This is a genomic window from Paenibacillus gorillae (assembly GCF_000513275.1).
GTDB lineage: Bacteria > Bacillota > Bacilli > Paenibacillales > Paenibacillaceae > Pristimantibacillus > Pristimantibacillus gorillae.
Genome location: NZ_CBVJ010000098.1, coordinates 1 through 21,556, shown reverse-complemented (window position 1 = coordinate 21,556; position 21,556 = coordinate 1). Strand labels below are relative to the sequence as shown.

Annotated in this window: 26 protein-coding genes; 21 read left to right on the top strand and 5 right to left on the bottom strand. The window is 47.3% G+C overall.

What is annotated here, in order from left to right; all coding sequences use genetic code 11:
* The 11 genes from TY10_RS31700 to TY10_RS18185 all read left to right on the top strand — a co-directional run.
* On the top strand, window positions 1–188 hold a 188-nt coding region (locus TY10_RS31700), incomplete at its 5' end, for a hypothetical protein (RefSeq protein WP_238327775.1).
* 566 nt (window positions 189–754) lie between these two features.
* A complete protein-coding gene (locus TY10_RS18225) occupies window positions 755–1,588 on the top strand; it encodes a fibronectin type III domain-containing protein (RefSeq protein WP_042166521.1) in 834 nt (277 codons plus the stop codon).
* Window positions 1,589–1,985: 397 nt separating this feature from the next.
* On the top strand, window positions 1,986–2,540 hold the full coding sequence (locus TY10_RS18220) for a helix-turn-helix domain-containing protein (RefSeq protein WP_042166519.1): 555 nt from the start codon (window positions 1,986–1,988) through the stop codon (window positions 2,538–2,540).
* Between the two features lie 30 nt (window positions 2,541–2,570).
* The gene (locus tag TY10_RS18215) at window positions 2,571–3,317 is read left to right on the top strand and encodes an AzlC family ABC transporter permease (RefSeq protein ID WP_420329420.1); all 747 of its coding nucleotides are present in this window, start codon (window positions 2,571–2,573) and stop codon (window positions 3,315–3,317) included.
* Window positions 3,308–3,628, top strand: a complete 321-nt coding sequence (locus tag TY10_RS18210; protein WP_042166517.1) for an AzlD domain-containing protein — start codon at window positions 3,308–3,310, stop codon at window positions 3,626–3,628. The genes TY10_RS18215 and TY10_RS18210 overlap by 10 nt, the downstream gene beginning before the upstream one ends.
* Before the next feature lie 148 nt (window positions 3,629–3,776).
* Entirely contained in the window at window positions 3,777–3,932 is a 156-nt protein-coding gene (locus TY10_RS31075) for a hypothetical protein (RefSeq protein WP_202903204.1), read from the top strand.
* Between the two features lie 132 nt (window positions 3,933–4,064).
* A complete protein-coding gene (locus tag TY10_RS18205) occupies window positions 4,065–4,532 on the top strand; it encodes an aminoglycoside phosphotransferase APH(3') (RefSeq protein WP_042166514.1) in 468 nt (155 codons plus the stop codon).
* Window positions 4,533–4,577: 45 nt separating this feature from the next.
* Window positions 4,578–5,459 (top strand): alpha/beta fold hydrolase, encoded by an 882-nt coding sequence (locus TY10_RS18200; protein WP_238327774.1) that lies wholly within the window; start codon window positions 4,578–4,580, stop codon window positions 5,457–5,459.
* 116 nt (window positions 5,460–5,575) lie between these two features.
* The gene (locus TY10_RS18195) at window positions 5,576–6,031 is read left to right on the top strand and encodes a helix-turn-helix domain-containing protein (RefSeq protein ID WP_052350627.1); all 456 of its coding nucleotides are present in this window, start codon (window positions 5,576–5,578) and stop codon (window positions 6,029–6,031) included.
* A 212-nt stretch (window positions 6,032–6,243) separates the two neighbouring features.
* On the top strand, window positions 6,244–7,359 hold the full coding sequence (gene hisC / locus TY10_RS18190; protein ID WP_042166508.1) for a histidinol-phosphate transaminase: 1,116 nt from the start codon (window positions 6,244–6,246) through the stop codon (window positions 7,357–7,359).
* A 134-nt stretch (window positions 7,360–7,493) separates the two neighbouring features.
* Window positions 7,494–8,123 (top strand): hypothetical protein, encoded by a 630-nt coding sequence (locus TY10_RS18185; protein ID WP_042166505.1) that lies wholly within the window; start codon window positions 7,494–7,496, stop codon window positions 8,121–8,123.
* A gap of 28 nt (window positions 8,124–8,151) precedes the next feature.
* On the opposite strand, the gene TY10_RS18180 is transcribed toward TY10_RS18185, so the two are convergent.
* From TY10_RS18180 to TY10_RS30790, 3 genes are read right to left on the bottom strand one after another with little or no spacing between them, the layout of a single operon-like run.
* On the bottom strand, window positions 8,152–9,246 hold the full coding sequence (locus tag TY10_RS18180; RefSeq protein ID WP_042166502.1) for a GerAB/ArcD/ProY family transporter: 1,095 nt from the start codon (window positions 9,244–9,246) through the stop codon (window positions 8,152–8,154).
* Between the two features lie 19 nt (window positions 9,247–9,265).
* The gene (locus TY10_RS30530) at window positions 9,266–9,499 is read right to left on the bottom strand and encodes a hypothetical protein (protein ID WP_042166500.1); all 234 of its coding nucleotides are present in this window, start codon (window positions 9,497–9,499) and stop codon (window positions 9,266–9,268) included.
* Window positions 9,500–9,512: 13 nt separating this feature from the next.
* On the bottom strand, window positions 9,513–12,230 hold the full coding sequence (locus TY10_RS30790; RefSeq protein WP_063510449.1) for a Ger(x)C family spore germination protein: 2,718 nt from the start codon (window positions 12,228–12,230) through the stop codon (window positions 9,513–9,515).
* A gap of 199 nt (window positions 12,231–12,429) precedes the next feature.
* On the opposite strand from TY10_RS30790, the gene TY10_RS18165 reads away from it, so the two are divergent.
* Together TY10_RS18165 and TY10_RS18160 are read left to right on the top strand one after the other, a co-directional pair.
* The gene (locus tag TY10_RS18165; RefSeq protein ID WP_042166498.1) at window positions 12,430–13,104 is read left to right on the top strand and encodes a cyclase family protein; all 675 of its coding nucleotides are present in this window, start codon (window positions 12,430–12,432) and stop codon (window positions 13,102–13,104) included.
* A 52-nt stretch (window positions 13,105–13,156) separates the two neighbouring features.
* Window positions 13,157–13,921, top strand: coding sequence for a polysaccharide deacetylase family protein (locus TY10_RS18160; protein ID WP_042166495.1), 765 nt, complete (start codon window positions 13,157–13,159; stop codon window positions 13,919–13,921).
* A gap of 71 nt (window positions 13,922–13,992) precedes the next feature.
* Here TY10_RS18160 and TY10_RS18155 read toward each other — a convergent pair whose 3' ends face one another.
* Window positions 13,993–14,337 carry an ArsR/SmtB family transcription factor gene (locus TY10_RS18155; protein ID WP_042166492.1) on the bottom strand — a complete coding sequence of 115 codons (345 nt, stop codon included), beginning with the start codon at window positions 14,335–14,337 and terminating at the stop codon, window positions 13,993–13,995.
* Window positions 14,338–14,453: 116 nt separating this feature from the next.
* Here TY10_RS18155 and TY10_RS18150 point away from each other — a divergent pair, with 116 nt between their 5' ends.
* A complete protein-coding gene (locus tag TY10_RS18150) occupies window positions 14,454–15,830 on the top strand; it encodes an MFS transporter (RefSeq protein ID WP_042166490.1) in 1,377 nt (458 codons plus the stop codon).
* A 54-nt stretch (window positions 15,831–15,884) separates the two neighbouring features.
* Here the strand turns inward: TY10_RS18150 and TY10_RS18145 are convergent, their stop codons facing one another.
* Window positions 15,885–16,661, bottom strand: a complete 777-nt coding sequence (locus TY10_RS18145; protein WP_042166487.1) for an alpha/beta fold hydrolase — start codon at window positions 16,659–16,661, stop codon at window positions 15,885–15,887.
* 168 nt (window positions 16,662–16,829) lie between these two features.
* On the opposite strand from TY10_RS18145, the gene TY10_RS18140 reads away from it, so the two are divergent.
* From TY10_RS18140 to TY10_RS18110, 7 genes are all read left to right on the top strand, one after another.
* The gene (locus TY10_RS18140; protein ID WP_042166484.1) at window positions 16,830–17,462 is read left to right on the top strand and encodes a hypothetical protein; all 633 of its coding nucleotides are present in this window, start codon (window positions 16,830–16,832) and stop codon (window positions 17,460–17,462) included.
* Between the two features lie 199 nt (window positions 17,463–17,661).
* Window positions 17,662–18,129: a GyrI-like domain-containing protein gene (locus TY10_RS18135; protein WP_042166482.1), complete on the top strand. Its 468-nt coding sequence runs from the start codon at window positions 17,662–17,664 to the stop codon at window positions 18,127–18,129.
* Window positions 18,130–18,493: 364 nt separating this feature from the next.
* Window positions 18,494–18,973, top strand: coding sequence for a GNAT family N-acetyltransferase (locus TY10_RS18130; RefSeq protein WP_081735354.1), 480 nt, complete (start codon window positions 18,494–18,496; stop codon window positions 18,971–18,973).
* A gap of 55 nt (window positions 18,974–19,028) precedes the next feature.
* Window positions 19,029–19,418 carry a glyoxalase superfamily protein gene (locus TY10_RS18125; RefSeq protein ID WP_337588369.1) on the top strand — a complete coding sequence of 130 codons (390 nt, stop codon included), beginning with the start codon at window positions 19,029–19,031 and terminating at the stop codon, window positions 19,416–19,418.
* A gap of 30 nt (window positions 19,419–19,448) precedes the next feature.
* Window positions 19,449–20,327 (top strand): phosphotransferase, encoded by an 879-nt coding sequence (locus TY10_RS18120; RefSeq protein ID WP_042166476.1) that lies wholly within the window; start codon window positions 19,449–19,451, stop codon window positions 20,325–20,327.
* A 28-nt stretch (window positions 20,328–20,355) separates the two neighbouring features.
* Entirely contained in the window at window positions 20,356–20,862 is a 507-nt protein-coding gene (locus TY10_RS18115) for a hypothetical protein (RefSeq protein WP_042166474.1), read from the top strand.
* Window positions 20,863–20,904: 42 nt separating this feature from the next.
* Window positions 20,905–21,321 (top strand): HD domain-containing protein, encoded by a 417-nt coding sequence (locus TY10_RS18110; protein ID WP_042166471.1) that lies wholly within the window; start codon window positions 20,905–20,907, stop codon window positions 21,319–21,321.
* Window positions 21,322–21,556: the final 235 nt, after the last annotated feature.

Here is a 21,556-nt window from a genome sequence, read left to right as displayed (position 1 = left end):
GTAGAAGCGGTAAAGCAGCAAAAAATGCGCCCTACGTTGGAAATATCCAACGTAGAAGCGGTAAAGCAGCAAAGAATGCGCCCTACGTTGGAAATATCCAACGTAGAATCGTTAAATCAGCAGAGAATAAGCTCTATGCTGCAAAGTTTCGATATCTGCTTCAAAATGCAAATGTGCATTTTGTTTAGCCTGAAAAGCTTCAAAACAACGATCAAAATGTAAAAGTGCATTTGAAATTGCTCCATTTCGACCTAGAGAGGCTATTCGAGCCGATCAAAATGCACATTTACATTTTGAAGCGAAATAACGACTAAAATCTGGATATTAGCATGCAGTTTTACCTTTTGATATCCCTATTCGAGCGTGAGAGCACTATCTTGACAGGGTAGGGGTCACAGTTTCGCCCCAGTTCAACCCACCATACTTAAGCAGCCGGAACCCTTTAGGAAATAAGGGTTCTTTTATTTTGGCAAAACGCCGATGCGTGCCCCATGATGACAACACAGTAGAGAGCAGACGGACTCGCTTCAGCAAACCGAGCTGCTGCTAATAATTCAGAGCGTATTTCTAAGATGATAATGTGTTTTTTTATCGAGTTTAATAGGAAGAATTGTTTACTTTAAATGTAAATGATAACCTGATTTTGTAAGAAAAGCGGGCGGTTAAAGGAGGAAGATGACAGACACAAGTTAACCAGATTGAAGGGCAGTGCGTAAGCGGATTGAAAACTCAAATGGAGAAGGAAGTGTGTATTTTGAAATTGAAAAAATGGCTGGTTGCTTTGATTGCCCTTATGCTGCTTATTCCGGCGATGTCAGCTAATGCTGCGACAGGAGCTTACGTAACGAATGTTACATCCAACTCATTGACACTGTTGTGGACGCTTCAGTCCGGAGAGAATTATGTTCATGTTTATAAGGACGGGGCCTTTTATTCCACGATGGCGGGGAATGGTATCAATGTTACGGGGCTTAGCCCTTGCACGACGTATAATTTCAATGTTGTCAGCGGCCAGAGCGGGTATAGCAGCACATCGACATCCGCAACTACATTAGGCTGTGATCCGGCTCCAACTGCTCCGGTAATTACTTATACAACCAGCCCTTACTACAATATTAATCTTTCATGGACTTCGACAAACGCAACCAACTATGACATTTACAAGGATAATGTGTTTGTGGCCAACACGACAAATACATCCTACACGATTTCAGGCTCGATTAGCACGGCCTATACGATTAAAATTGTCGCCAAAAATAATACAGGACAGTCGGCTTCTTCAACAATTAACGCTACCTCTCCTGGCTTCTCCAATTCATGGACGGCAAATCTGAACGCAGGGAACATCAGAGTAGGTGCGGCTTTATACAACTCAAGCTATGCGTTTTCCACGACCATGTATATGGATCTGTATCGCGTAACGGCTTCGGGGGACGTATTTGTAGCAAGCACTAGCGTAAATCTTAACCCTTCGCAAACGACGGGAGGCTGGTATAATCTGGCCTATGGCCAGCCGGCGGGAACATACAAAGTCACGCTTCACTCTACTTATGCCACGACATCCGGAGCTTCATTGGGGAACTTCTAATCAACTGAAATGACTATAATGTGAAAAGAGCAAACGGGTTCGCTTTAGCGAACCGTTCTGCTCTTTTTTATTATGTAAGCATAGCTTCATTCGGGTGAGTGGAGCTTTCTGAGTTCAGGATGATTTTTTGATGATTCTATCCATTGAGCCTCATGAAAGCGATGCAGTCAATGGAATCGAGAATAGCAGCATGAACCAGAACGCGTAGTGAATCTGTGTATAGCAAGCTTAAGTTACCGTCCTTTCTATATGGTTAGCCTGAGGCTGTGCTATTGTAATCGGTATTCCTTTTTTTCGCATCAAATAGAACAAGATATTTTTCCGTCTGCTTTGTATGATATAATAAACAAAAATATATTATAACGCACACATTGGACGTGAGAACAGGAGGACTATCGTGCATCCCATTAATATTAGCATCAGCAAAAATGTATTAAGGATCAGGAAGGACCGGAAGCTCAGCTTAGACCAGGCTGCTGAACTGACAGGGGTTAGCAAAGCGATGCTAGGTCAAATTGAGCGGGGCGAGACCAATCCTACGATCACAACGCTCTGGAAAATCGCGAACGGACTGCGTGTCTCCTTTTCCTCCTTGCTCAAAGAGGAGTCGACGCCGGTTACTCTTATGTCCAAAGGAAACGTCGAGGCGCTGACAGAGAACGAAGGGAAATATCGCGTGTACCCTTTATTCCCTTTCGATCCGAAGAAGCAGTTCGAAATCTACGCATTGGAAATCGACCCGCAATGCAGCCATGAGTCGGAGCCCCATCATGAAGGCGTAGAAGAATATCTATCGGTAACCGAAGGGACGTTGGAGCTGCTGATTGAGGAAGAGCTATTTGTCGTGAACGAAGACAGCACCATTCATTTTCAGGCGGACAAACCGCATACCTATCGGAATTCGGGAAATACAACGGTCAAATGCATGCTTACGATTCATTATCCGGGCTAATGCGATGGAAATAGGAGAGGAGTTAAAGGCTTGGAAGCTCATAAAAATCATATCCCGGCACATGCACATGCACATGAAGCAGCAGAACCCGAGGATACCTTCCTCCAGGGTGTGAAAGACTGCATTCCAACTTTGCTGGGATATTTAAGTATAGGATTTGCTGCAGGCGTTGTCGGTCATACTTCAGGTTTGAGTGTTATGGAAGTTACGCTTATGTCTTTACTGATCTATGCCGGTTCTGCCCAATTTATCGTCGCGGGAATGCTGGCGGCACAAGGCTCGGCGATTGCGATTATCGCAACGGTATTCATTGTAAATCTTCGCCATGTGCTGCTGAGCGCAGCGTTGTCGCCTTATTTTCGCCAATTAACCCCGTTAAAGACGATGATAATCGGCTCTTTGCTCACGGATGAGACATTCGGCGTTGCTGTCAATCAGACGGCCAAAAAAGCAGCAATTAGCGCGAAATGGATGAACGGGCTTAATGTGACGGCTTATCTCAATTGGATTGCAGCAACGGTAGCCGGAGCTTTTTTCGGGCAGTGGATTACAAACCCTGAGAAATATGGTTTGCATTTTGCTTTGCCTGCCATGTTCATAGGGCTTCTTGTTACTCAAGTTATGAGCCGCGGAAAAATTCGCAAAGATCTGTTTGTGGCATGCAGTGCGGTTGTTCTTGTAATCGGGGCAAGCTTTGTGCTGTCCGGAAGCGTAGCTGTTATTGCTGCAACCGTTATTGCCGCAACATTGGGATTGGTGGTGGAAAAGTGGAAGTAAGAGGGGGTGTGCTGCTGATCATTATCGGCGCGGCTCTGGTCACTTTAATTCCAAGGGTAGTTCCGCTTATGGTGCTTAGCCGCATGAATATACCAGACTGGGCCATGCGTTGGCTGAATTATATCCCGATAGCCGTCATGGCGGCGTTGGTCGGGGAACAATTAATGACAGCAGATCATGGTCTTTTTCAAAATAAAGTAGAGCTGCTGGCTGCACTCCCGACTTTTGCGATGGCTATATTTACCCGCAGCCTGCTCGGAACCGTAGTAGTTGGAATTGTTTCAGTGATGGTGCTTCGCTTGATTTTATAATTGGCAAATTGTTAAATAAGGAACATTTTTACTCTGATGTTTGATACAATGAAATACATCCCTGCACTATAACGACATCATACGACTCTGCCTCTAGGATAAATAGATTATCTGGGGCAAGAGTCGTTTTTTCATAGGAGGAATCGATATGGAATATATCTTTTTTGCAGTTGTAGCGTTCTTTATTATCGCTCTGGGGGTTCGCGTCGGAATAGATTCTTCCAAAAATACGCAATATACGAAACAATTATTGAAAGAGATCAGGGAAATTAAAGAGCTGCTGCAAAAAGACAGCGGGAAGTGAGAATTGAGGCGATTGTGTGCTAGAGAGCAAATTTTCTTTACCTATACCTGCTAGTATGTTGAGGGCCGATGAGACCGTGACAGCAGCTATTCCTATACATCAGGGCTGGCATTATCAATCCGTACATATCGCTTGGGCTGGCTGCTGGGGGACGGGTTAAGGGGACTGCATCAACTGGATGCTGCAGACTGTCCGTTTGATGATTTTTTGCCTGATAAATTGATTAACATGGTGAAAGAAAACCTCCTGCATCAGAAAGAGGAAGCGATAGCGGCCGCAAGCCGTTCCTTTCCGGGGGAGACGATCGAGCATTTAATTGACTTTTTGGAGAAAAACAAGCCTGCGAAGCTGGTATTTACCCACGGCGACTACGGCTCGGGTAATGTTATGATTCACGGAGGAGTGGTATCCGCTTTTATTGATGTGGGCGGTGCTGGCATTTCAGATCCGTATTACGATATTTATTATTTAACGAAGAGTCTGACGGTGTACACGGGTCGTTCGGAAGAGATCGCGGCAGTTAAGGAAGGCTACGGCGTTGCGGAATGGGATGAACGCAGCTTGAGATTTCATCATATTATCGATGTGCTACTTTTATAACGGTTTTACATAGCTGCCATTGCTAGGAAAGGGAGATAATCATTCATGATGCCAAGGTATAAGTCCGAGCGGGGCCGTGAGCTCATCTATGAATCGTACAATAAATTGTTGGCAGCATGGGGAGCAGCCTATGAAGAAATCGATATTCCGACCGTGTACGGAAACACGCATATCATTACAGCCGGATCACCGGGGAACCCTCCTTTGCTGCTGCTGCACGGTACGGCAGATAATTCAGCGATGATGTGGATCTACAATATTCAGCAGCTGTCCGAGAAATTTTATGTAATAGCTGTTGATGCGATAGGCGGTTCGGGAAAAAGCGAGCCGAATCCCACGTATAAGAAACAATTTGATCAGGCCGTGTGGCTGGATGAAGTGCTGGATGCGCTGGTGATCCGTCAAGTGGATATCGCAGGTGTGTCGTATGGCGCTTATTTGGCTTATCATTACGGCATTATGCGTCCGTCCCGGGCGGGTAAAATCGTCTGCATGGCGGGACTGGTTCCCGGCAGCCAGTTCGAGGTTATGGGCAAAATGATGACAGCTTTTCTGCCCGAAGCCTTATTCCCTACGGAATCCAGCTGCAAACGGCTGCTCCGAAAGCTAAGCGGGCCGAACTATGCCGTTTTTGAAAACAACAAGGAGCTCATGCAGCATTGGTATTACTTGCTGAAGCATTTCAACAACCAATCGATGATGCAGCATAAAATAACGATTTTTCAACCCGAGCAGCTTGCAACCATTCGAGATAAGACGCTGTTCTTAATTGGCGATCAGGATAGGCTAAGCCACTACCCGAAGGCCATAGCTAAGCTAGAGGAAAATCGGTTGAACTATAAAATCATTCCGCAAGCGGGACATGCCATTAATCATGAACAGTCCGGGCAAGTGAATAGGGAAATCATCCGGTATTTAATCGGTTAAATAGATCTGTATGTCCGAATAGTCACATATTGATACATATTATGACCTTTTGTCTAGACGGGAGGTCATTTTGGCGTTACAATCTCCTTAAATGGAATGAATTGGAGGAGATTGGGGTGTACAAAATCGATGATTTGGCTGAGCTGCTGGATATGCATGCGAGAACTGTTCGAAGATACATTCATGAGGGCAAGCTAGGCGCGATGAAGGTCGGCGGGGAATGGCGAGTCACTGAAGAGGAGCTGAATCGGTTTATGGGCAAAAAAGTGCAACAGCTGCATGAAGAGTCTCTGCAGCATGTCGATGAGTATTTGGGCAAAGGTACGTCTGAAATTGACGGAACCTATCAGGTCTGTTCGATCATTGATTGCTACATTGACGGAACCAAAGCGGCATTGATTTCTCAGGAGCTAATCCAATTGCTAAATGCCGATGACCCGGAGCGGGGAAAAGCCAAGTTCCAGTACTTTTATCTTCAGGAAGAGAAGAAGAGCAGATTCATCGTATGGGGAAAACCCGGATTTGTCGGTAAGCTTCTGCTGACCATCGAGACGTTATCCAAACTTGATTAAATAGAGCTAAACAAAAGCCCTCGCTCACTTCTCTATTTAGAAAATGGAAGATGAGCCGTCTGTCCAATATCCAATACGAGGATACAGCAGCGGATGATTATCTCAATTCGAACGGTAAATAGTTAAAGCTAGCCCCGAGCCTTATCCTCGCCCGCCATTCGTCAAAAGGTGTATACTAAATTTAAAATGTTGTACATAGGGGAGGCATTAGAATGAACAATAACTCGAATACGGAACCCGAGCAAGTGAAGCCGCGGCGGGCGTTGGAGCAGTTGAAGCCCTATACAGCCGGCAAGCCCATTTGGGAGGTACAGCGGGAATATGGGGTGGAGCGGGTAGTTAAGCTTGCATCCAATGAGAATTCACTAGGCCCTTCACCCAAAGCGGTGAAGGCGATGCAAGAAGCGTTAACGGAGCTGCACCGCTACCCGGATGAGCGGTCCTCTGGCTTGATTAGCGAGTTAGTCCGTCAATATGACCTCTCAGACAACCAATTTATCGTCACTAACGGCGGTGACGAGCTCATAATGCTCATCTCGCAGGCGTATTTAGAGGAAGGCGATGAAATTATCGTGCCCGAGCCAACGTTTAGCGAATACGCATTTGGCGCTCACCTCATGAGCGGAGCAGTCGTGAAAGTTCCTTTTGACGAAAAATACAGCTACAACGCCGACAGCTTGCTTGCGGCAGTGACGGGCAAGACGAAGCTACTCTACTTGTGCTCGCCTAATAATCCGACCGGCACGTATTTGCCGGAACCGGAGCTTCGCCGTCTGCTGGATCGCCTTCCGGCAAGAGTGCTCGTCGTCATCGACACCGCTTACCGGCATTACGCCACAGCTTCCGATTATTCGGACGGTGTGGAATTGATTCGCGAGGGCTATCCGCTGCTGGCGCTGAATACCTTTTCGAAAATATACGGTCTAGCCGGCATTCGCGTCGGCTTCGGAATCGCGCCGGAGAGCCTCATCACCACGCTGTTGAAGGTGAAGGAGCCGTTTAACGTTAACGCGCTTGCACAAGCAGGGGCTAAAGCCGCTTTGACCGACTATGAGCATATCGAAGCTTCGCGTGCAATGAATGAGGCAGGCCGTGAGCAGTTGTATAGCGGATTGAGGGAGCTGAATATCTCTTACACGGAGAGTATGGCAAATTACGTGCTGGTAGAGCTGGGAGCAGATACGGACCGCATCTATAACCAACTGCTTGAACGAGGCATTATTATCCGGGCAGCCAAAGGCTGGGGACTGCATCAGCATGTACGTATTTCCGTCGGTACGGAAGAAGAGAATCAGATTCTGCTGGAGGCATTGGCAGAGCTGATCTAGCGTTGGATAGTATGCGCCAATGCAGAAGAGGACAGTACAACCTAAGGAAAGGTTCATACTGTCCTTTTTTCTATTTTTCAATTTTTGTCATAAGATAAACGGAGTTCATTATCAGGTTGAGAAGGAGCGTTAAGATGGACAATACGACGAGCAGCATACCTGGAGCGGCGATTCGGGGAACAGCGTCTGGCGTCATTTTTATGGCTTTTTTCGGTACATTCTGGGCTTATACCGGCGTGATGGGTTTGCAAGGATGGGGTACCTCATTGCTGCTTAGTATAGCTATTGCTATCGGTCTGGCTTTATTTCTAAGTGCAAGCTGGCTTATAAGCGCTTCCAAAAAGCTAACGAATCAAGGCTCGAAATCCGATCCCAGAGTAAGCAAAATGGGGAAGAAGTTTTTCTTTATTTTCGCAGGTGAAGGTGTTGCCATCTTTATTTCCAGCATCCTATGCAACTTGTTGGGCCGAGCAGAGCTTATTCCCGGAATAATTGCGATCATCGTCGGCATTCATTTTTTTCCGTTGGCGCCCCTGTTTCAAGTGCGGCTCTACTACGTAACGGGAGCTCTGTTATGCCTGCTTCCGATCCTGACGTGGCTTAGCTTCTCGGAAAATATTATCATAGACGGCCATGAAGTGATCGCCTATATGGCGATAATTGGCCTAGGCTCTGCTCTTATTTTATGGGCGACGGGACTCGCCGTATGGCTGCTGGGGAAAAGCTTGCTGTCAGCCGCAGCTGCTCAGCAGTCTAATCATTGATCTGCCTGAATGCGGCCATCGGAAGCCATCATAGCTTGCCGCTAATCACCTTCCTTAACGACAGTACAAGCAGAAGCAGCAGCGGTACAAACACCATAAACATGGTTGCAAAAGGGGACCAGTTTCTGGACAAAAAGTCTTTGATGAAGATCGTATTGGGGTAGCACAGTAAAGCAATCACGACAAGGCTGAAGCCCATAGGGACGACGATCGGTTTGGACTCTTTGAGCTTGCACAGCTGGGCTGTTCCGATGACGGCGGCATCAAACGTAATAACAACTTTGATGATGATCGAAATGATCCATATAAACATCATGACGCCTTCAATCCGTTCGAGGAAATGCCCGATGCTTATCTTTTTGGCCAATACGTAGGCGGGATACAGCTGGTTCGACGTCACCGCATAGCTCATTACGCCAATGCAGCAAGCTGTCGTTATGATGAGAACGAGACCGCCGATCAGCACGCCGCCTACAAACGCATTTCTGCGGTTGCCTGTTCGTTTGACGTATGGATAGAGCATCAGAAGAACGACAGTTTCCTGCAAGCCGTAGAAGGAATACCCTCCTTTGATAACCGGCTTTACACCAAACTCCAATATAGGCTGGAAATTCCGGTAGTCCACAATATGAATCATGGATAAAATGAGCAGGCCGAACATGAAAATCATCAGCGGGAGAAAAATTTCGGCTGCTCTTGAATAGACGGTCATCCCGCCTCTAATAACGGCAACGACGATAATGACAAACAAGATTTGCAAAATTTCAATCGGCGTTTCCGGCATAATTTGTGTCGTCATAAAAAAGCCGAGATCACCTACCATAAGAGAAGCTAATAAGAGGAAAAAAACAATATAACTCAAAGCGAACAAGGCGCCGATCCATTTGCCGAATGCAGAGATACAGAGCTGGATCAATGTTTTTTGTCCGAAACGCTCGCCGAGCGCAACATACAAGTATGCCAGCATAGCATCAAGCAGAACGCCGAGGATGGCGGCGATCCAAGCATCTTGTTTGGCTTCATAGGCAAGCCCTGCGGGAGTAATAAGGATGGAGGTGCCAATCATGAAAAATATTACGAGTATCGTAAACGTACGAACGTTAAGTATAGGAGTTGGTGTCATGGCAGGGCAGGGCCTCCTTTCAAGAGAGTAGGCTGTAAATCGCTTTAGAGTAAGGAGAGAACACCGCATCAATCCACAGCAGCGGGTTTGGCGGATCATTTAAGTAGATATACGTAAGACTTCCCGCTGTAAAAACGGCCGCTAACAGAAGGTGAAGCATTAAGGCTTTCCATTGCTGCGCCTTAATAAGCGGGGGGATGTCCTTCATCCCCGACCAAAGCCAAACACCGATTATGCCTGCCCACAGCCACAATTTCCCCGCCTCCTCACCTAGTTTGGTTCTCTAGGGAATCTACCGTTGTACCGATTCTCCGAATCGTAACTAAAGACCGTACATGAATTTCTGCATTTTCAAAAGTTTTGTTCCAATCCTCGATTAAGCGCCACTTCTTCGGATAGGCCCGATGCAGCACATCGCCGAACCCGTATATATCCACTTTAAGCTCCTTTTGCGCTTTACGGATAGAACGCTCCAGCAGCTTCTCGAATTCCTTTTCTCCTAGCTTCTCCAGCATTTTCAGATTGGCGGGTTTAGAGATGTCCAATTCACAGCCGACATCCCTGATGTCTTGTTCGGTTTTCAACAGCACATCAAAGACCGGCTTTCCTTCTTTATAGCTAACGTGAATAGCGGCATGCGAATTGACGATCTGAAAGGTAATCATGCCGTGATCATCGGGACAATCCAAGACACCGGTCGTTTGCACAATGTTGTTCTGGAGGTAATTGAGCACCTTTGTATCGCTCTCATTCATCCAGCCTGTCATCGTGTCGAATTTGAAAGCAGCCATTCCGGCGTATTTTAAGGTAACGGTAGGATCGATATAATTAGCCTCCGTATAATTGTCGCCCCTTGACTTTCCTGCAACTTCAAGAGCTGTCAAGGAGGGTGCTTTGCCCTGCTTGGACAAGTCTTGAATGAGCTGGTCAAGCGTGATTTTTCCAGTAGCAGCCCATAGCTTATCTGATGTCTCCAGCTTCATGAATAAGCTGTTGGAAGGAATCGGGTCCATCGGGCTGTAGGTTTCCAGTATTTTTGCCGCCGTCGTATTTTTAGCTACGACAAGATAGAAGTCAGTTCTCATTTCTCTGTTTCTAGCGATAAAATCGAGCGGCTTGCTGATTCCCGTCCGTGCAACCTCTTCCCCGATAATTAAAATCCGCAAATGTGAATAATAAAGCTGACGGGCAGCCTTTACTGTCATTCGGCTAAGCGCCTCCGGAACCGTAGCGCCGATAGCGTCATAGGTGATGACGGGGCTAAAGTTTTTATTGCCGCCCTGCCGAGTACTGACTTGGCTAGGATTGACGATTTGCGCGCTTACTTTGTATTTCTCTCCCTTTTTATCAATACCAAGACCAACGACGATACTGATGTCATTCAGCTCATGACGGCTCCAGCAAGATGATAGTAATCCGGCACAACAGGTGACAACAAGAATGACGAGGAGGAACCGGACAATGCTCCTGATGCGGCTCATCACTTTTTTCTGCCTAACGAGCTGTTTGGGCTTGAGGCTCTTTGGCCTCGTAATGAGTCTAGGAATCGGAAAACGAAAGAACGTATCCTTCTGATCAGTCATTTTGAAGGGAGCCAGCGGCGCCATATAGGACACCCCGAAGGAGTTGAGGCTGCATAGATGGAATACGATTGCGATTACACCCATAAATACGCCGTATAAGCCAAAGGAAGCTGCCAGCATCATTAATAGGAAGCGGATGATACGGGCGGCTATGCCTAAGTTAAAGGCTGGCAGCACAAAGTTGGATATGGCGGTAATCGAGACGACGATAACCATGGCGGCGCTGACCAGCCCAGCTTCCACCGCTGCTTGTCCCACAACAAGCGTGCCTACAATGGAGATCGATTGCCCAATTGTTTTCGGCATGCGGACGCTGGCTTCGCGTAGAATCTCGAATGTGACTTCCATAATGAGCGCCTCAATAAAAGCCGGGAAGGGCACGCCTTCCCGCTGACTGGCTAAATTATAGAGCAGCGTAGTCGGCAGCATTTCCTGATGGAAAGTCGTAATGGCGATATAGAAGGAAGGCGTGATCGTTGCCAGGAAAAATGAAACGAAACGAAGCAAACGGATCAGTGTGCTGAAATCTGATCTTTCGTAATAGTCTTCGCTGGACTGAAAAAACTGTGTGAACAAGGCCGGCACGAGCAGTACAAATGGGGTGCCGTCCACCATTATCGCTACCCGGCCTTCCAGCAGTCCCGCTGCGATAACATCCGGCCTCTCTGAGTTGAAGATCGTAGGGAAAGGGGAGTATTTCTTGTCCTGAATATGCTCCTCCAAGTAATTGCTCTCCAGAATGCCGTCGATATCAATTTTTTGCAGCCGCTCGCGAACCTGCTGGAGCACGTTGTCCGCAACAATATTGTCGATATAAAGGATTGCTACTTTCGTTTTAGTAACGCTTCCGATTTGGAGTGTCTCCACCCAAAGATGCCGGCTGTTGATTTTTCTCCGGATCATCGCGGTATTCCAGCTAAGTACTTCGGTAAAGCCTTCTCTCGGCCCGCGTACGACCGATTGGACATTGGGTTCCTCGACGGAGCGGGCCTTCAAATCCAGTGTAGCTACGCCAAGTGCTTGAGAGCAGCCTTCCAGCAGCAAGATCGTGTTTCCGGTCAAGAGCAGGTCATACATATCATCGAAGGTGAAGATATCCTGTACGGAGCCTTCTGTAATGACGGATTCCTTGCAATAGTTCAATAGCTCAGCCGGGGATTTGCAGCGGTAGCTGCCATCGCTTCCGGCAAATATCGATTGCAGCATAACGGTGGAGTTCGACAGTCCGTCCATATAAAGGATAGCGCCCTGCAGCGGCATATCATTGACCAGCTTTACTTGCAAGTAGCGTGTAATCAGGTCAGGACTATGTCCGAGGCCCTTGGTGACCTCATCAATATTTCGCTTTAGCTCGTTGTATAAGGAAATTCCGTTATCCTTTAGCTCGGCTTTCTTGACCATGGCTGCCCACCCGATTCCGCTCGAAATAAACCCGTTTCGTTAAACTGTCCAATTTGTGCAAAAAAATACATTTGGCAGATCTCGCTTCTATTATTAAGAACATCTATAACAACGATAGACAAAACCGTATTGATCGGTAACGACAGATATCTCTACAATGGAGTTAATCTATTAATTACAAACCATTCGGAGGGGTAAAATGGGAAAGCAAATTGTTGATCTTAGCCACACAATTGAGCATGGCCATATCACATATCCGGGAATGCCGGCACCGCAAATATCTGATTTTTTAAGCTTTGAAGAGGCAAAGGGGAAATATGCGCCTGGTGTTGCTTTCAACATTGGCCGTATCGAGATGGTTGCCAATTCGGGCACCTCCATCGACAGCCCCGCTCATCGCTATGAAGGGACAGCTGATGTAGCCGATTTGCCGCTCGCTGCTGTTGCGGATCTCGAGGGCGTCGTCATTCGGCTCGTCGAATTCAAAGAGCGGGCTATTACTCGTCAGCAATTAGAAGGGCTGGGAATCCGCAACCGGGCTGTATTAATTGAGACAGGACGCGGGCAAGCATGGGGACAGCCGGATTATTTCACGGATCATCCCTATCTAACAGAGGATGCTGCTGCTTATTTGAAGGAAGAAGGCGCACTGCTAGTTGGTATTGATAGCCATAACATCGACGATACGTCTGATCCGCTTCGTCCGGTTCATTCGATTTTGCTGGCCGCATCGATTCCGATCGTCGAGAACTTAACGAACTTGGGACAATTACCCCTTGAGGGCTTCTATTTCACAGCCGCTCCGATGAAAATGAAAGGGATGAGCGCATTCCCGATTCGGGCATGGGCTAGACTGGCCTCGAATAACGGTTAGGATGCTGGGGCATTTTATAGTCACAATGTTAGGGATAGGTGGGACTATAAAAATGAAATGGCTACTGGCTTCGTTAAGCCTTGTGCTTTTGTGCGGCTTTCAGGCTCCTGTGGAAAAAAAGGACCGCTATTTTTACGAAAAAAGAGGAGAGGTCATATGGGAAGTGCCTCTGAACGAAAAGAAAATCGCTTTAACGTTCGATGACGGCCCCTATCCCGAGACAACGGAGCCGATATTGGATTTATTGAAGGAATATGATGCGAAAGCAACTTTTTTCGTATTGGGCAACCGGGTTCGTAAATATCCCGATCTATTGCGGAGGGAAGCGCAGGAAGGGCATGAAATCGCGAATCATACTTTCAATCATATTTATTTCAGAGGCAATACGAATTTGAATACGATTGAAGATGAAATCGTGAGAACGGAGGAATTGCTCGTTGAATTAACGGGGAAAAAGCCGTTTCTGTTCCGGCCGCCGGGCGGATTCTATAATGATAATACGATTCAAGTAGCCAAAAAATTAGGGTATCAGACCGTACTTTGGTCATGGCACCAGGATACAAACGACTGGAGAAAGCCGGGCGTCAATAATATCGTTAAGAAGGTGCTGGGCAATGCAAGGAACGGGGATATCGTACTGCTGCATGATTATACGCCAAGCTCGACGCAGACGGTAACGGCACTGCGCACGATTTTGCCCGAGTTAAAAAAGAGAGGCTTCAAAATCGTTACCGTGTCTGAATTAATTAACGGTGAGCCGGATGAAAGCATTCCGCTTCAGCAGCTTGAGAATATAGGGCGTTCGAGCTCCGAATAATGTTAGTTTCACGAAAAAAGCATGCGAACAGGACAAATCCTGCCGCATGCTTTTTGATCATAATACGGGTATTACTGTTGAAGTCCTTGCAGCATTTGCTGCTTCTCTTCGGAATTCTCATAAGCATCCAATATCGCTGAGAGCAGGCCAGGAAACCGGAAATCCAAGTCCTCCGTTCTAATGGATACAAGGCGCTGGGTACCGTGACTGCGTACGTTGACTACTCCGGCTTCCCTTAGGGTCCGGGTATGATGAGAAAACGTAGACTTGGCAACGGGGACATCGAAATCACCGCAGCTTTTTTCCTGGTGCTGCCGCAGCTCGGAAAGAATAAACAGGCGTATAGGATCGCTTAATGCATATAATACGGAGGACAAATGGATGTCTGCCCGGTCGGGATGGTGTAAAATTTTCAAGATAGAACGCCTCCTTTGAAAAAGTTCAAACGGATGATTGCATTATAACATAACGCGTGCTATGATTCTATTGTTCGATAATGATCGAACTTAAGAACTTCGGAGGTGGAGAACCCATGACAGCCAAGACTATAAGTCAGGCCAATAAGCCGGCAGAGCAAGCAGCTATGAAAGAAGGCATGGTCATCGGCTTGTTAGGATTAACGATTGTACTCGTCATCATGAATACGATGATGTTTAATTTGGCTTTGCCGGACGTTGCGGAATTATTTCATTTATCCGCTTCCTCCACTTCATGGATTGTGACAGGATACTCGATCGTATTCGCGATCTCATCCATTACTTACAGCCGATTGGCTGACTTCGTGCCAATCCGCAGGCTGTTTATTATCGGTATCTTATCGCTTAGCTTAGCGGCGATTGCCGGTATTTTCAGCAACAGCTTCATTATGCTTCTCATCGTCCGCATTTTTCAAGCTTCGGGGGCGGGAGCAATTCCAGCTCTTTCACTTGTGCTCATCTCAAGGTATATTCCGCTTGAACGCCGGGGCAAGGCGATGGCGCTAATTATGTCCTCGGTATCCCTTGGACTAGGTCTCGGACCTGTCGTAGGCGGAGCCATCGTCGAATATTTGGGCTGGCATGTGCTGTTCGTCGTTACAGCTGTCACGCTGCTGCTGATTCCTTTGTTCGTATCGCTCATTCCAAAGGAACACCCGCAAAAAGGCTCGTTCGATGCACTTGGTGCGTTATTCTTAAGCATAGGCACAACCGGACTGCTGCTGTTTCTGACGAACCAATCGTGGCTGGCGCTCATTATTGGCCTCGTTTCACTTATTTTGTTTGCTGTACGCATACGTTCGGCTAAAAATCCTTTCGTGCTTCCGTCCTTATTCCGGAATCGTTCGTACTTGATATTGGGCGGCGTCGGTATTGCGGCTTACCTGTGCAGCTTTTCAACACTGTTCCTTATGCCGCAAATTTTGGTGAAGCAGTACGGCTTAAGTGCCATTCAGGCGGGGCTTGTTATTTTCCCGGGGTCGATACTCGCAGTGTTCGTTTCCCGTAAAGTGGGCCGCTATATCGATTCCAACGGCAACAGCTCCATTATCCGTTTCGCTCCACTGCTGCTGCTTGCTGCGGTCGTTCTGTTTGCCTTATTCGAAGGGGTATCCTACTTCGCGATCTTGTTCATCTACATGCTGTTAAGCACGAGCTTCACTGTTCTAACCAGCAGCGTATCCAATGAAATGTCCCGGATATTGAAGCCTGAGCAGATTGGTTCAGGACTTGGCTTGTTCCAGCTGCTTCAATTTTTCAGCGGCGCGTTTGGCGTAGCCGTGTCGGCCACTGCTCTTGTATGGCAGAAGAACCTCACGCTTGCACATGCCTACAGCAATATTTACTGGGGCTTGACGCTAGTCGTCATTCTGGCAATCATCTGCTCGCTGACGTACTTCCGTATGGTACTGAGCAGACCTCAAACGCCTTAATATACATTCTTTATCAAAAAGCGCAAGAAGCCGTGTCCGGCATCTTGCGCTTTTTTACGTAATCAGTTGGCTATTATGAGGAGTTTGCCCGGTTTGGAGCCACTGCTCGATCATGAGATTGAAATAGTCAGGCTTTGCCAGGGATAGGCCATGGCCGATATCCGGTATAATGACGCCGGTAGAGTGAGGGTTGCCTTTGGCAAGAACGGCTGCTGATTGTTGCATAACGGCTTTTTCTTTTTCCCCGACGGTTATTAGGAGCTTGGTTTGAGCGTGATGGAAACCGGCCGGCATATCGAATGACATATTTTCCTCCAGTACCCGTACAAGGGATTCCGGCTGCATCTGGCAGCTTTCCTCATAATACTGGTCAAAATGCTTGCTGTTCAAATAAAGTGATTTCGCCTGCAGCTTAGAGAAAGTCCGGCTGCGGATGAGTGGAAAGGTTAGACGGACGGAAAGAGGAATCCATTGTTTCATCGAAGGCATCGGGATAACCAGTGCGCTGTTGATAATGGCGGAATTGATGAGGTCCGGCCGTAAGCTGACCATTTGCACCGCAATCTGAGCACCTAGAGAGAATCCGATAATAATGACTGGTTTTCCTGCCTCGATGACTTCGATCCGCCGCAGCAAATGCTCAGCACTGGCTTTGATAGAAAAGGGGGAGTCTTCCCGGCTTTTTCCGTGTTCCGGCAGGTCGGGGACGACGCAATGATAATGAGGCGAAAAGTGCCGGATTTGTTCATCCCACATCCAGCCGCTGACGCCGCCGCCATGGAGAAACAGCATCAGCGGGCCATCCAGCTTACCATAATGTTGTTCATGCATAATTTGGGTATTCACCTCTTTTCAATGATCACTTCTATTTGGATAATTATAACATGAGAGGATGCCAGCATTCGGCATATGCAACAAATATAGCGGTCGTTTGCGTCATGAGAGGGATGGACAATTTTGGATGTGAAAATAAATGATAATTCAAGGAGGAACTAATAGATGCCTTGGCCTATGGTACATTTTGCGGTGGCAGCAGAAGTATATGCAGGTGAGCCTTCCCCTCATTTTTTAATAGGAAGCATAGCTCCAGACGCTATACATAGAAGGGAAGCGTCTACCCGCGAAGATAAAAAGTTCACGCATTTGTTCGAGCACGGCAAATTCTCGACTATCGGGCGGCTTAAAGAAAGGTTTTTGTACTATTGGGCGCAAAATACTGATGTGGAGTGGAGAGATTTCGTACGGGGCTACATCTCTCACATCTACACTGACATAAGATGGACGCAGACGTTGTACAGCCCTTTCGCTAATGAATATCAAGGGGAGCGTGAAGAAGCGAAACGTGCTTATTACAAAGAGGTTAGTCAGTTGGAGTTTATCCTGTTGCGGAATGAAATGTGGGGAGCGGGGGCACTTGAACAACTGCGGCAAGCCTCCGGCTTCGCGATCGAGCCGTTCGTGACGAAGATGGAGGTAGAGCAATATCGGGATGACAAGCTGCAATGGTTTGCAGATAGGCATAATGAGCCTATGATTGAGCCGGCCTTCTTCACCGAAGCTAAGGTCAAGACATTCGCCCGTCAAACCGCTAACGAGCTGCGCCTGCTCTATAAGGAGTGGGGAAGGGAGTAGACTATTCCTCCTCTTACGGTGTTATTTCGCTGGCTGGTCCATACAGACGCCGCCCCATTTGGTACAATGGAGCAGGCATGTCGAGGGCATTGTGAAATAAGCAGAGGAAGGGTGATTTTACAGCCCGGTCAAAATGTCGATAACAGAAGCGGTCACGGAGACGTTAGAAGCTTCCTGACCAAAAGGGAGGAATTCACGAATGAATCTAGAACTTGTGCAGCAGCTGGAACGAAGTGAGACGAAGCTCGCCGGGTACACGGTCACGGTTTCCTTGAATCAGGATCTCGCAGAAGGCATTATTGTACAATTGCGTGAACAATTGAAAGCACAGCGACACCATATTGAGAAGCAAACTGACAGCGGTATTTATCTGGTTCAGGTTTACTCAGATGAGGAATGGACGCCGGATACGCCGTTCGAAAGCATCGTCGCGGTAGAGGTTGGCGAAATTGGTCATCTTCCTGAAGGCATGGTTAGCTATACGCTGCCGGCAGGCGCCTATGCGAAAGTGATACATACTGGCGCTGAATCCGACATTGGGGATACGTATGATCTCATCAGTGATGAGGGAATCGCGAGCCTGCGCCCCTTCGATTTCGAGTATTGGGCTGACTTGAATGCGATTGAGCAAGGGGAAGGAGCAATCGAAATTTATCTGCCCGTCTAGACGTGAAGCGCTTGGCTCGAGGCTTGTTAATTGAATAGGAACACAAATCCGCATTCGTCGCGGGTATAGGCTGTCGAGACTGATTCGACAGTCTTTATTATTTTAACCGGATGGTTATATGCGGCTGAAGGGGAGATGGCGGGGAGAATGATGATATGAAGACAAATGGGCCTCAAAAGCCTCAAGCTTTAAGTGCATTGTTTTCCAATTATGGAGGAGATGGTAAGATGAAAGAGATGAAGAAAGGAGTGGTGCGGTATGACAAAAGGTATGAGCAAAGGTATGACAAACAGCGTGATGCATCATGCAGTTCAAATTGGCTTGATTCAAGTTTTCCAAGGTGACATTCAATAGAGCGGCAGAAATGGCTCGGACGGCCTTTTCTGTCATAGAGGAGGAGTCCGCTATTATTCGTTTAGAAGAAATTAATCGCTCCAATTGGGAGTATTGCATCGGGCTGAAGCTCAAGGAAGAGCAGCAAGCGTTTATGGCTTCGAATTTATATTCGATTGCCGAGCTGCAATTTCTGCCTGGATTTAAAGCATCTGCAGTCTGGCTCGACGATTGCGTAATCGGCTTTGTCATGTATGGCGTCGACCCGGATGATCGCAGCTACTGGATTTACCGGTTTATGATTGATGAGAGCGAGCAGGGGAAGGGCTATGGCACCGAGGCGATAAAGCAGGTAATCAGGATAATCGGAAGCGCTGTCGATAGAACGGACGTCATTAGGATCGGCTACCATCCGTACAATGAAGGCGCTAGAAGACTATATCAACGAGCAGGGTTCGAAATAGAAGGGATTGCACCATGGGGAGAAGAATTGGCGGTTTTCCGTTTTTAATAGTTAATTGTTGCTAATCTCGTTAAAAGGCGTACGGTGAAAAACGACAAGGAGGGTGACAGGGATGTCGCTAGAACAAATTATCCCGATTTTTCGCATATTCGATCAGGATAAGGCTAAGGAGTTTTATATCGATTATTTAGGTTTTCAAATCGATTGGGAGCATCGGTTTGAGCCCGATTTCCCTTTGTATCTCCAAATTTCAAAAGGTGCGGTTAAGCTGCATCTGAGCGAGCATTACGGCGATTGCACGCCAGGTTCGGCTATACGCATAGCGGTTAATGGCATTAAGCAACTGCATGAGGAGCTCATATCGCAGCAGCGTTCCTTTTCCAGGCCGGGCTTGGAGCCGATGCCATGGGGCGGCGAGGAATGTATTGTGACCGATCCGTTTGGCAACCGGATTGCATTTTATGACGTTGATGGCGCAGAAGCTTCAGATTAGCTTTTGTGGTATGCGTGAAGGGAGTATTTTATGCCGCTAATTAGTAATGAAGTTCAAGATATTATAGAAGAACTGCGTTGTTTGAACAAGGTAGAGGTTATAACGAGCGTGCAGCCGTTGAAGGGAACGACCGACGGACTTGTATTTTTGTTGGAGGATGCCCATCAGGCCCGTTATATTTTGAAGTTTGATGATCCCGAATCGATGGAATTAGTCAGCAGTTTTTTAACGACTTATGAAGATACATCGTTATTGCCTCGTCTTCTCTATACGGACGATGGTAACCATTATATGCTATATACTTTTCAAGATGGCACGACCCATGTCAATCGCGGATCTAAAAAGGCTTGGCTGTCACTGCTTGTTAAGGAGCTGTTGAACAAATATGAGCCTTACACGGGGGATGAGCAGTGGGGGAGGTTCCAATGGCCGCGCGAATCTTGGCTGGAATTTAATGAAATTAGCTATGAACAGTGCAAAGCCAATATTGCTGACGTTTTGCCCGAAGAGGATCATCGTTTCGTAAAAGGGCTAATTCCAAAGCTCTACAGCAACGCTCAGTTGGATGAACGCTACCTGCTGCATGGAGATACCGGTATTCACAATTTTGTATTCCGGGACAACAGCCTGGTTGGCGTTATTGATCCATCGCCGATGGCTGGGCCTGTTCTCTATGATTTTTGCTATGCCTTTTGTTCATCGCCCGACGACATTAATGAGGATACGCTATTTGCGGCATACGATCTGCTGGAGAGGGGCGGAGCGGAGCGCGTGCAGTTAATAGAAGAAGTCGCTTTTCAGCTTTATTGCAGAATCGGCATTTGCCTGCGGCATCATCCGGAAGATTTGCCGAACTATTTAACGGCGTGGGGAGACTGGAAGCGGGTATTAGTGAAGTACGCTGGCTAGATGCTTAGTAGAGGCGGAAGACGGAGAGGTGAGGACGCTGAGGAAAAGGGGCAAGTGGATCGCGATTGCTGGTCTTGTGGTACTCATCGTGTTCTTGGGCTTTTTTGCAGCTGCTCAAAGGCCGCTTAAAGCGGATGGCATAACTACGATTGCAGACAGCCAGACATTGATCATCGGATTGGTTAATCATGGATTTTTGGATATTAAGCTGACTGAAGTGGCTGTAAACGGAAAATGGAGGCCTGCTCAAGACGTGCAGCTGATAGTGAGCTATACGCTGCATTCGGTCGCAGGGAGCGGACTGAACGAGGATCCGAATATCAAATTCGTTGCGATGGATGCGATGAAAATCCACCCGAAGCTGAGCGTGGAAGAGGTTCAGAAATATAAGGGAAGAACCGATACCCCAATAGGCTATGGAATCCGGATCAAATCGGAAGACAAAATTGAACAAATAACAATCAGGTACAACTATATGGGTCTTCCTTTTACGAAAACGATGACTGTGGACCAATGGCCTATATCTAACTTTTAGCTTTAATTGAATTGTAATTTCGGGCAGGAGCTGATCGTTAAGATGAATATTGAAACAGCGATTTCCGTTGCATTGCAGGCGCATAAAGGGCAAACCGACAAAGGCGGTATGCCTTATATTTTGCATCCGCTCGCGGTCATGAACCGAGTGAGTACGATGGAGGAGAAAATAGCAGCTGTGTTGCATGACGTCGTTGAAGACAGTAATGTGACGTTCGAGCAGTTGCGCCAGTTGGGTTTTTCCGCAGAAATTGTGGAGGCGGTGCAGGGACTTACCAAGCAGGAGGGTGAGAGCTATGCTTCCTTTGTTGCTCGCGCCGCTGCCAATCCTATCGCTAGGATGGTGAAGGTTGCCGATATCCAAGAAAATATGGATCTGTCCAGAATTAAGGAACCATCTGCGGAAGACCTCCAGCGTCTGGAAAAGTATCGAGCAGCACTGGAGCAACTGCAGAGGTAAGTGAAATGGCGGGAGGGTAGCAATGCTGGGCTTGTCTAGCCTAGCATTGCGTGGTGGAGTGTGAGTTTATGAGAAGCTGGGTTCGTTAATAGCGAACCTAGCTTGTTTCTACACGCTAGTATGGCGAGTTGGAAGTAAGGTGCTGGTGCTATACAGCGAAGCGGGTTCGCTAAATAGCGAAGCCAAGTTCGCTGTACCTCAGTCTGGGGCACATCAGTGAGGCAAATTCGCTAAC

Bases quoted from the DNA above. Each gene is read 5' to 3' on its own strand.
- TY10_RS31075 (WP_202903204.1), top strand. From the start codon at position 3,777: ATGGAATATATCTTTTTTGCAGTTGTAGCGTTCTTTATTATCGCTCTG.
- TY10_RS18200 (WP_238327774.1), top strand. From the start codon at position 4,578: ATGATGCCAAGGTATAAGTCCGAGCGGGGCCGTGAGCTCATCTATGAA.
- hisC (WP_042166508.1), top strand. From the start codon at position 6,244: ATGAACAATAACTCGAATACGGAACCCGAGCAAGTGAAGCCGCGGCGG.
- TY10_RS18185 (WP_042166505.1), top strand. From the start codon at position 7,494: ATGGACAATACGACGAGCAGCATACCTGGAGCGGCGATTCGGGGAACA.
- TY10_RS18180 (WP_042166502.1), bottom strand. From the start codon at position 9,246: ATGACACCAACTCCTATACTTAACGTTCGTACGTTTACGATACTCGTA.
- TY10_RS30790 (WP_063510449.1), bottom strand. From the start codon at position 12,230: ATGGTCAAGAAAGCCGAGCTAAAGGATAACGGAATTTCCTTATACAAC.
- TY10_RS18165 (WP_042166498.1), top strand. From the start codon at position 12,430: ATGGGAAAGCAAATTGTTGATCTTAGCCACACAATTGAGCATGGCCAT.
- TY10_RS18160 (WP_042166495.1), top strand. From the start codon at position 13,157: ATGAAATGGCTACTGGCTTCGTTAAGCCTTGTGCTTTTGTGCGGCTTT.
- TY10_RS18150 (WP_042166490.1), top strand. From the start codon at position 14,454: ATGACAGCCAAGACTATAAGTCAGGCCAATAAGCCGGCAGAGCAAGCA.
- TY10_RS18145 (WP_042166487.1), bottom strand. From the start codon at position 16,661: ATGCATGAACAACATTATGGTAAGCTGGATGGCCCGCTGATGCTGTTT.
- TY10_RS18140 (WP_042166484.1), top strand. From the start codon at position 16,830: ATGCCTTGGCCTATGGTACATTTTGCGGTGGCAGCAGAAGTATATGCA.
- TY10_RS18135 (WP_042166482.1), top strand. From the start codon at position 17,662: ATGAATCTAGAACTTGTGCAGCAGCTGGAACGAAGTGAGACGAAGCTC.
- TY10_RS18130 (WP_081735354.1), top strand. From the start codon at position 18,494: ATGGCTCGGACGGCCTTTTCTGTCATAGAGGAGGAGTCCGCTATTATT.
- TY10_RS18120 (WP_042166476.1), top strand. From the start codon at position 19,449: ATGCCGCTAATTAGTAATGAAGTTCAAGATATTATAGAAGAACTGCGT.
- TY10_RS18110 (WP_042166471.1), top strand. From the start codon at position 20,905: ATGAATATTGAAACAGCGATTTCCGTTGCATTGCAGGCGCATAAAGGG.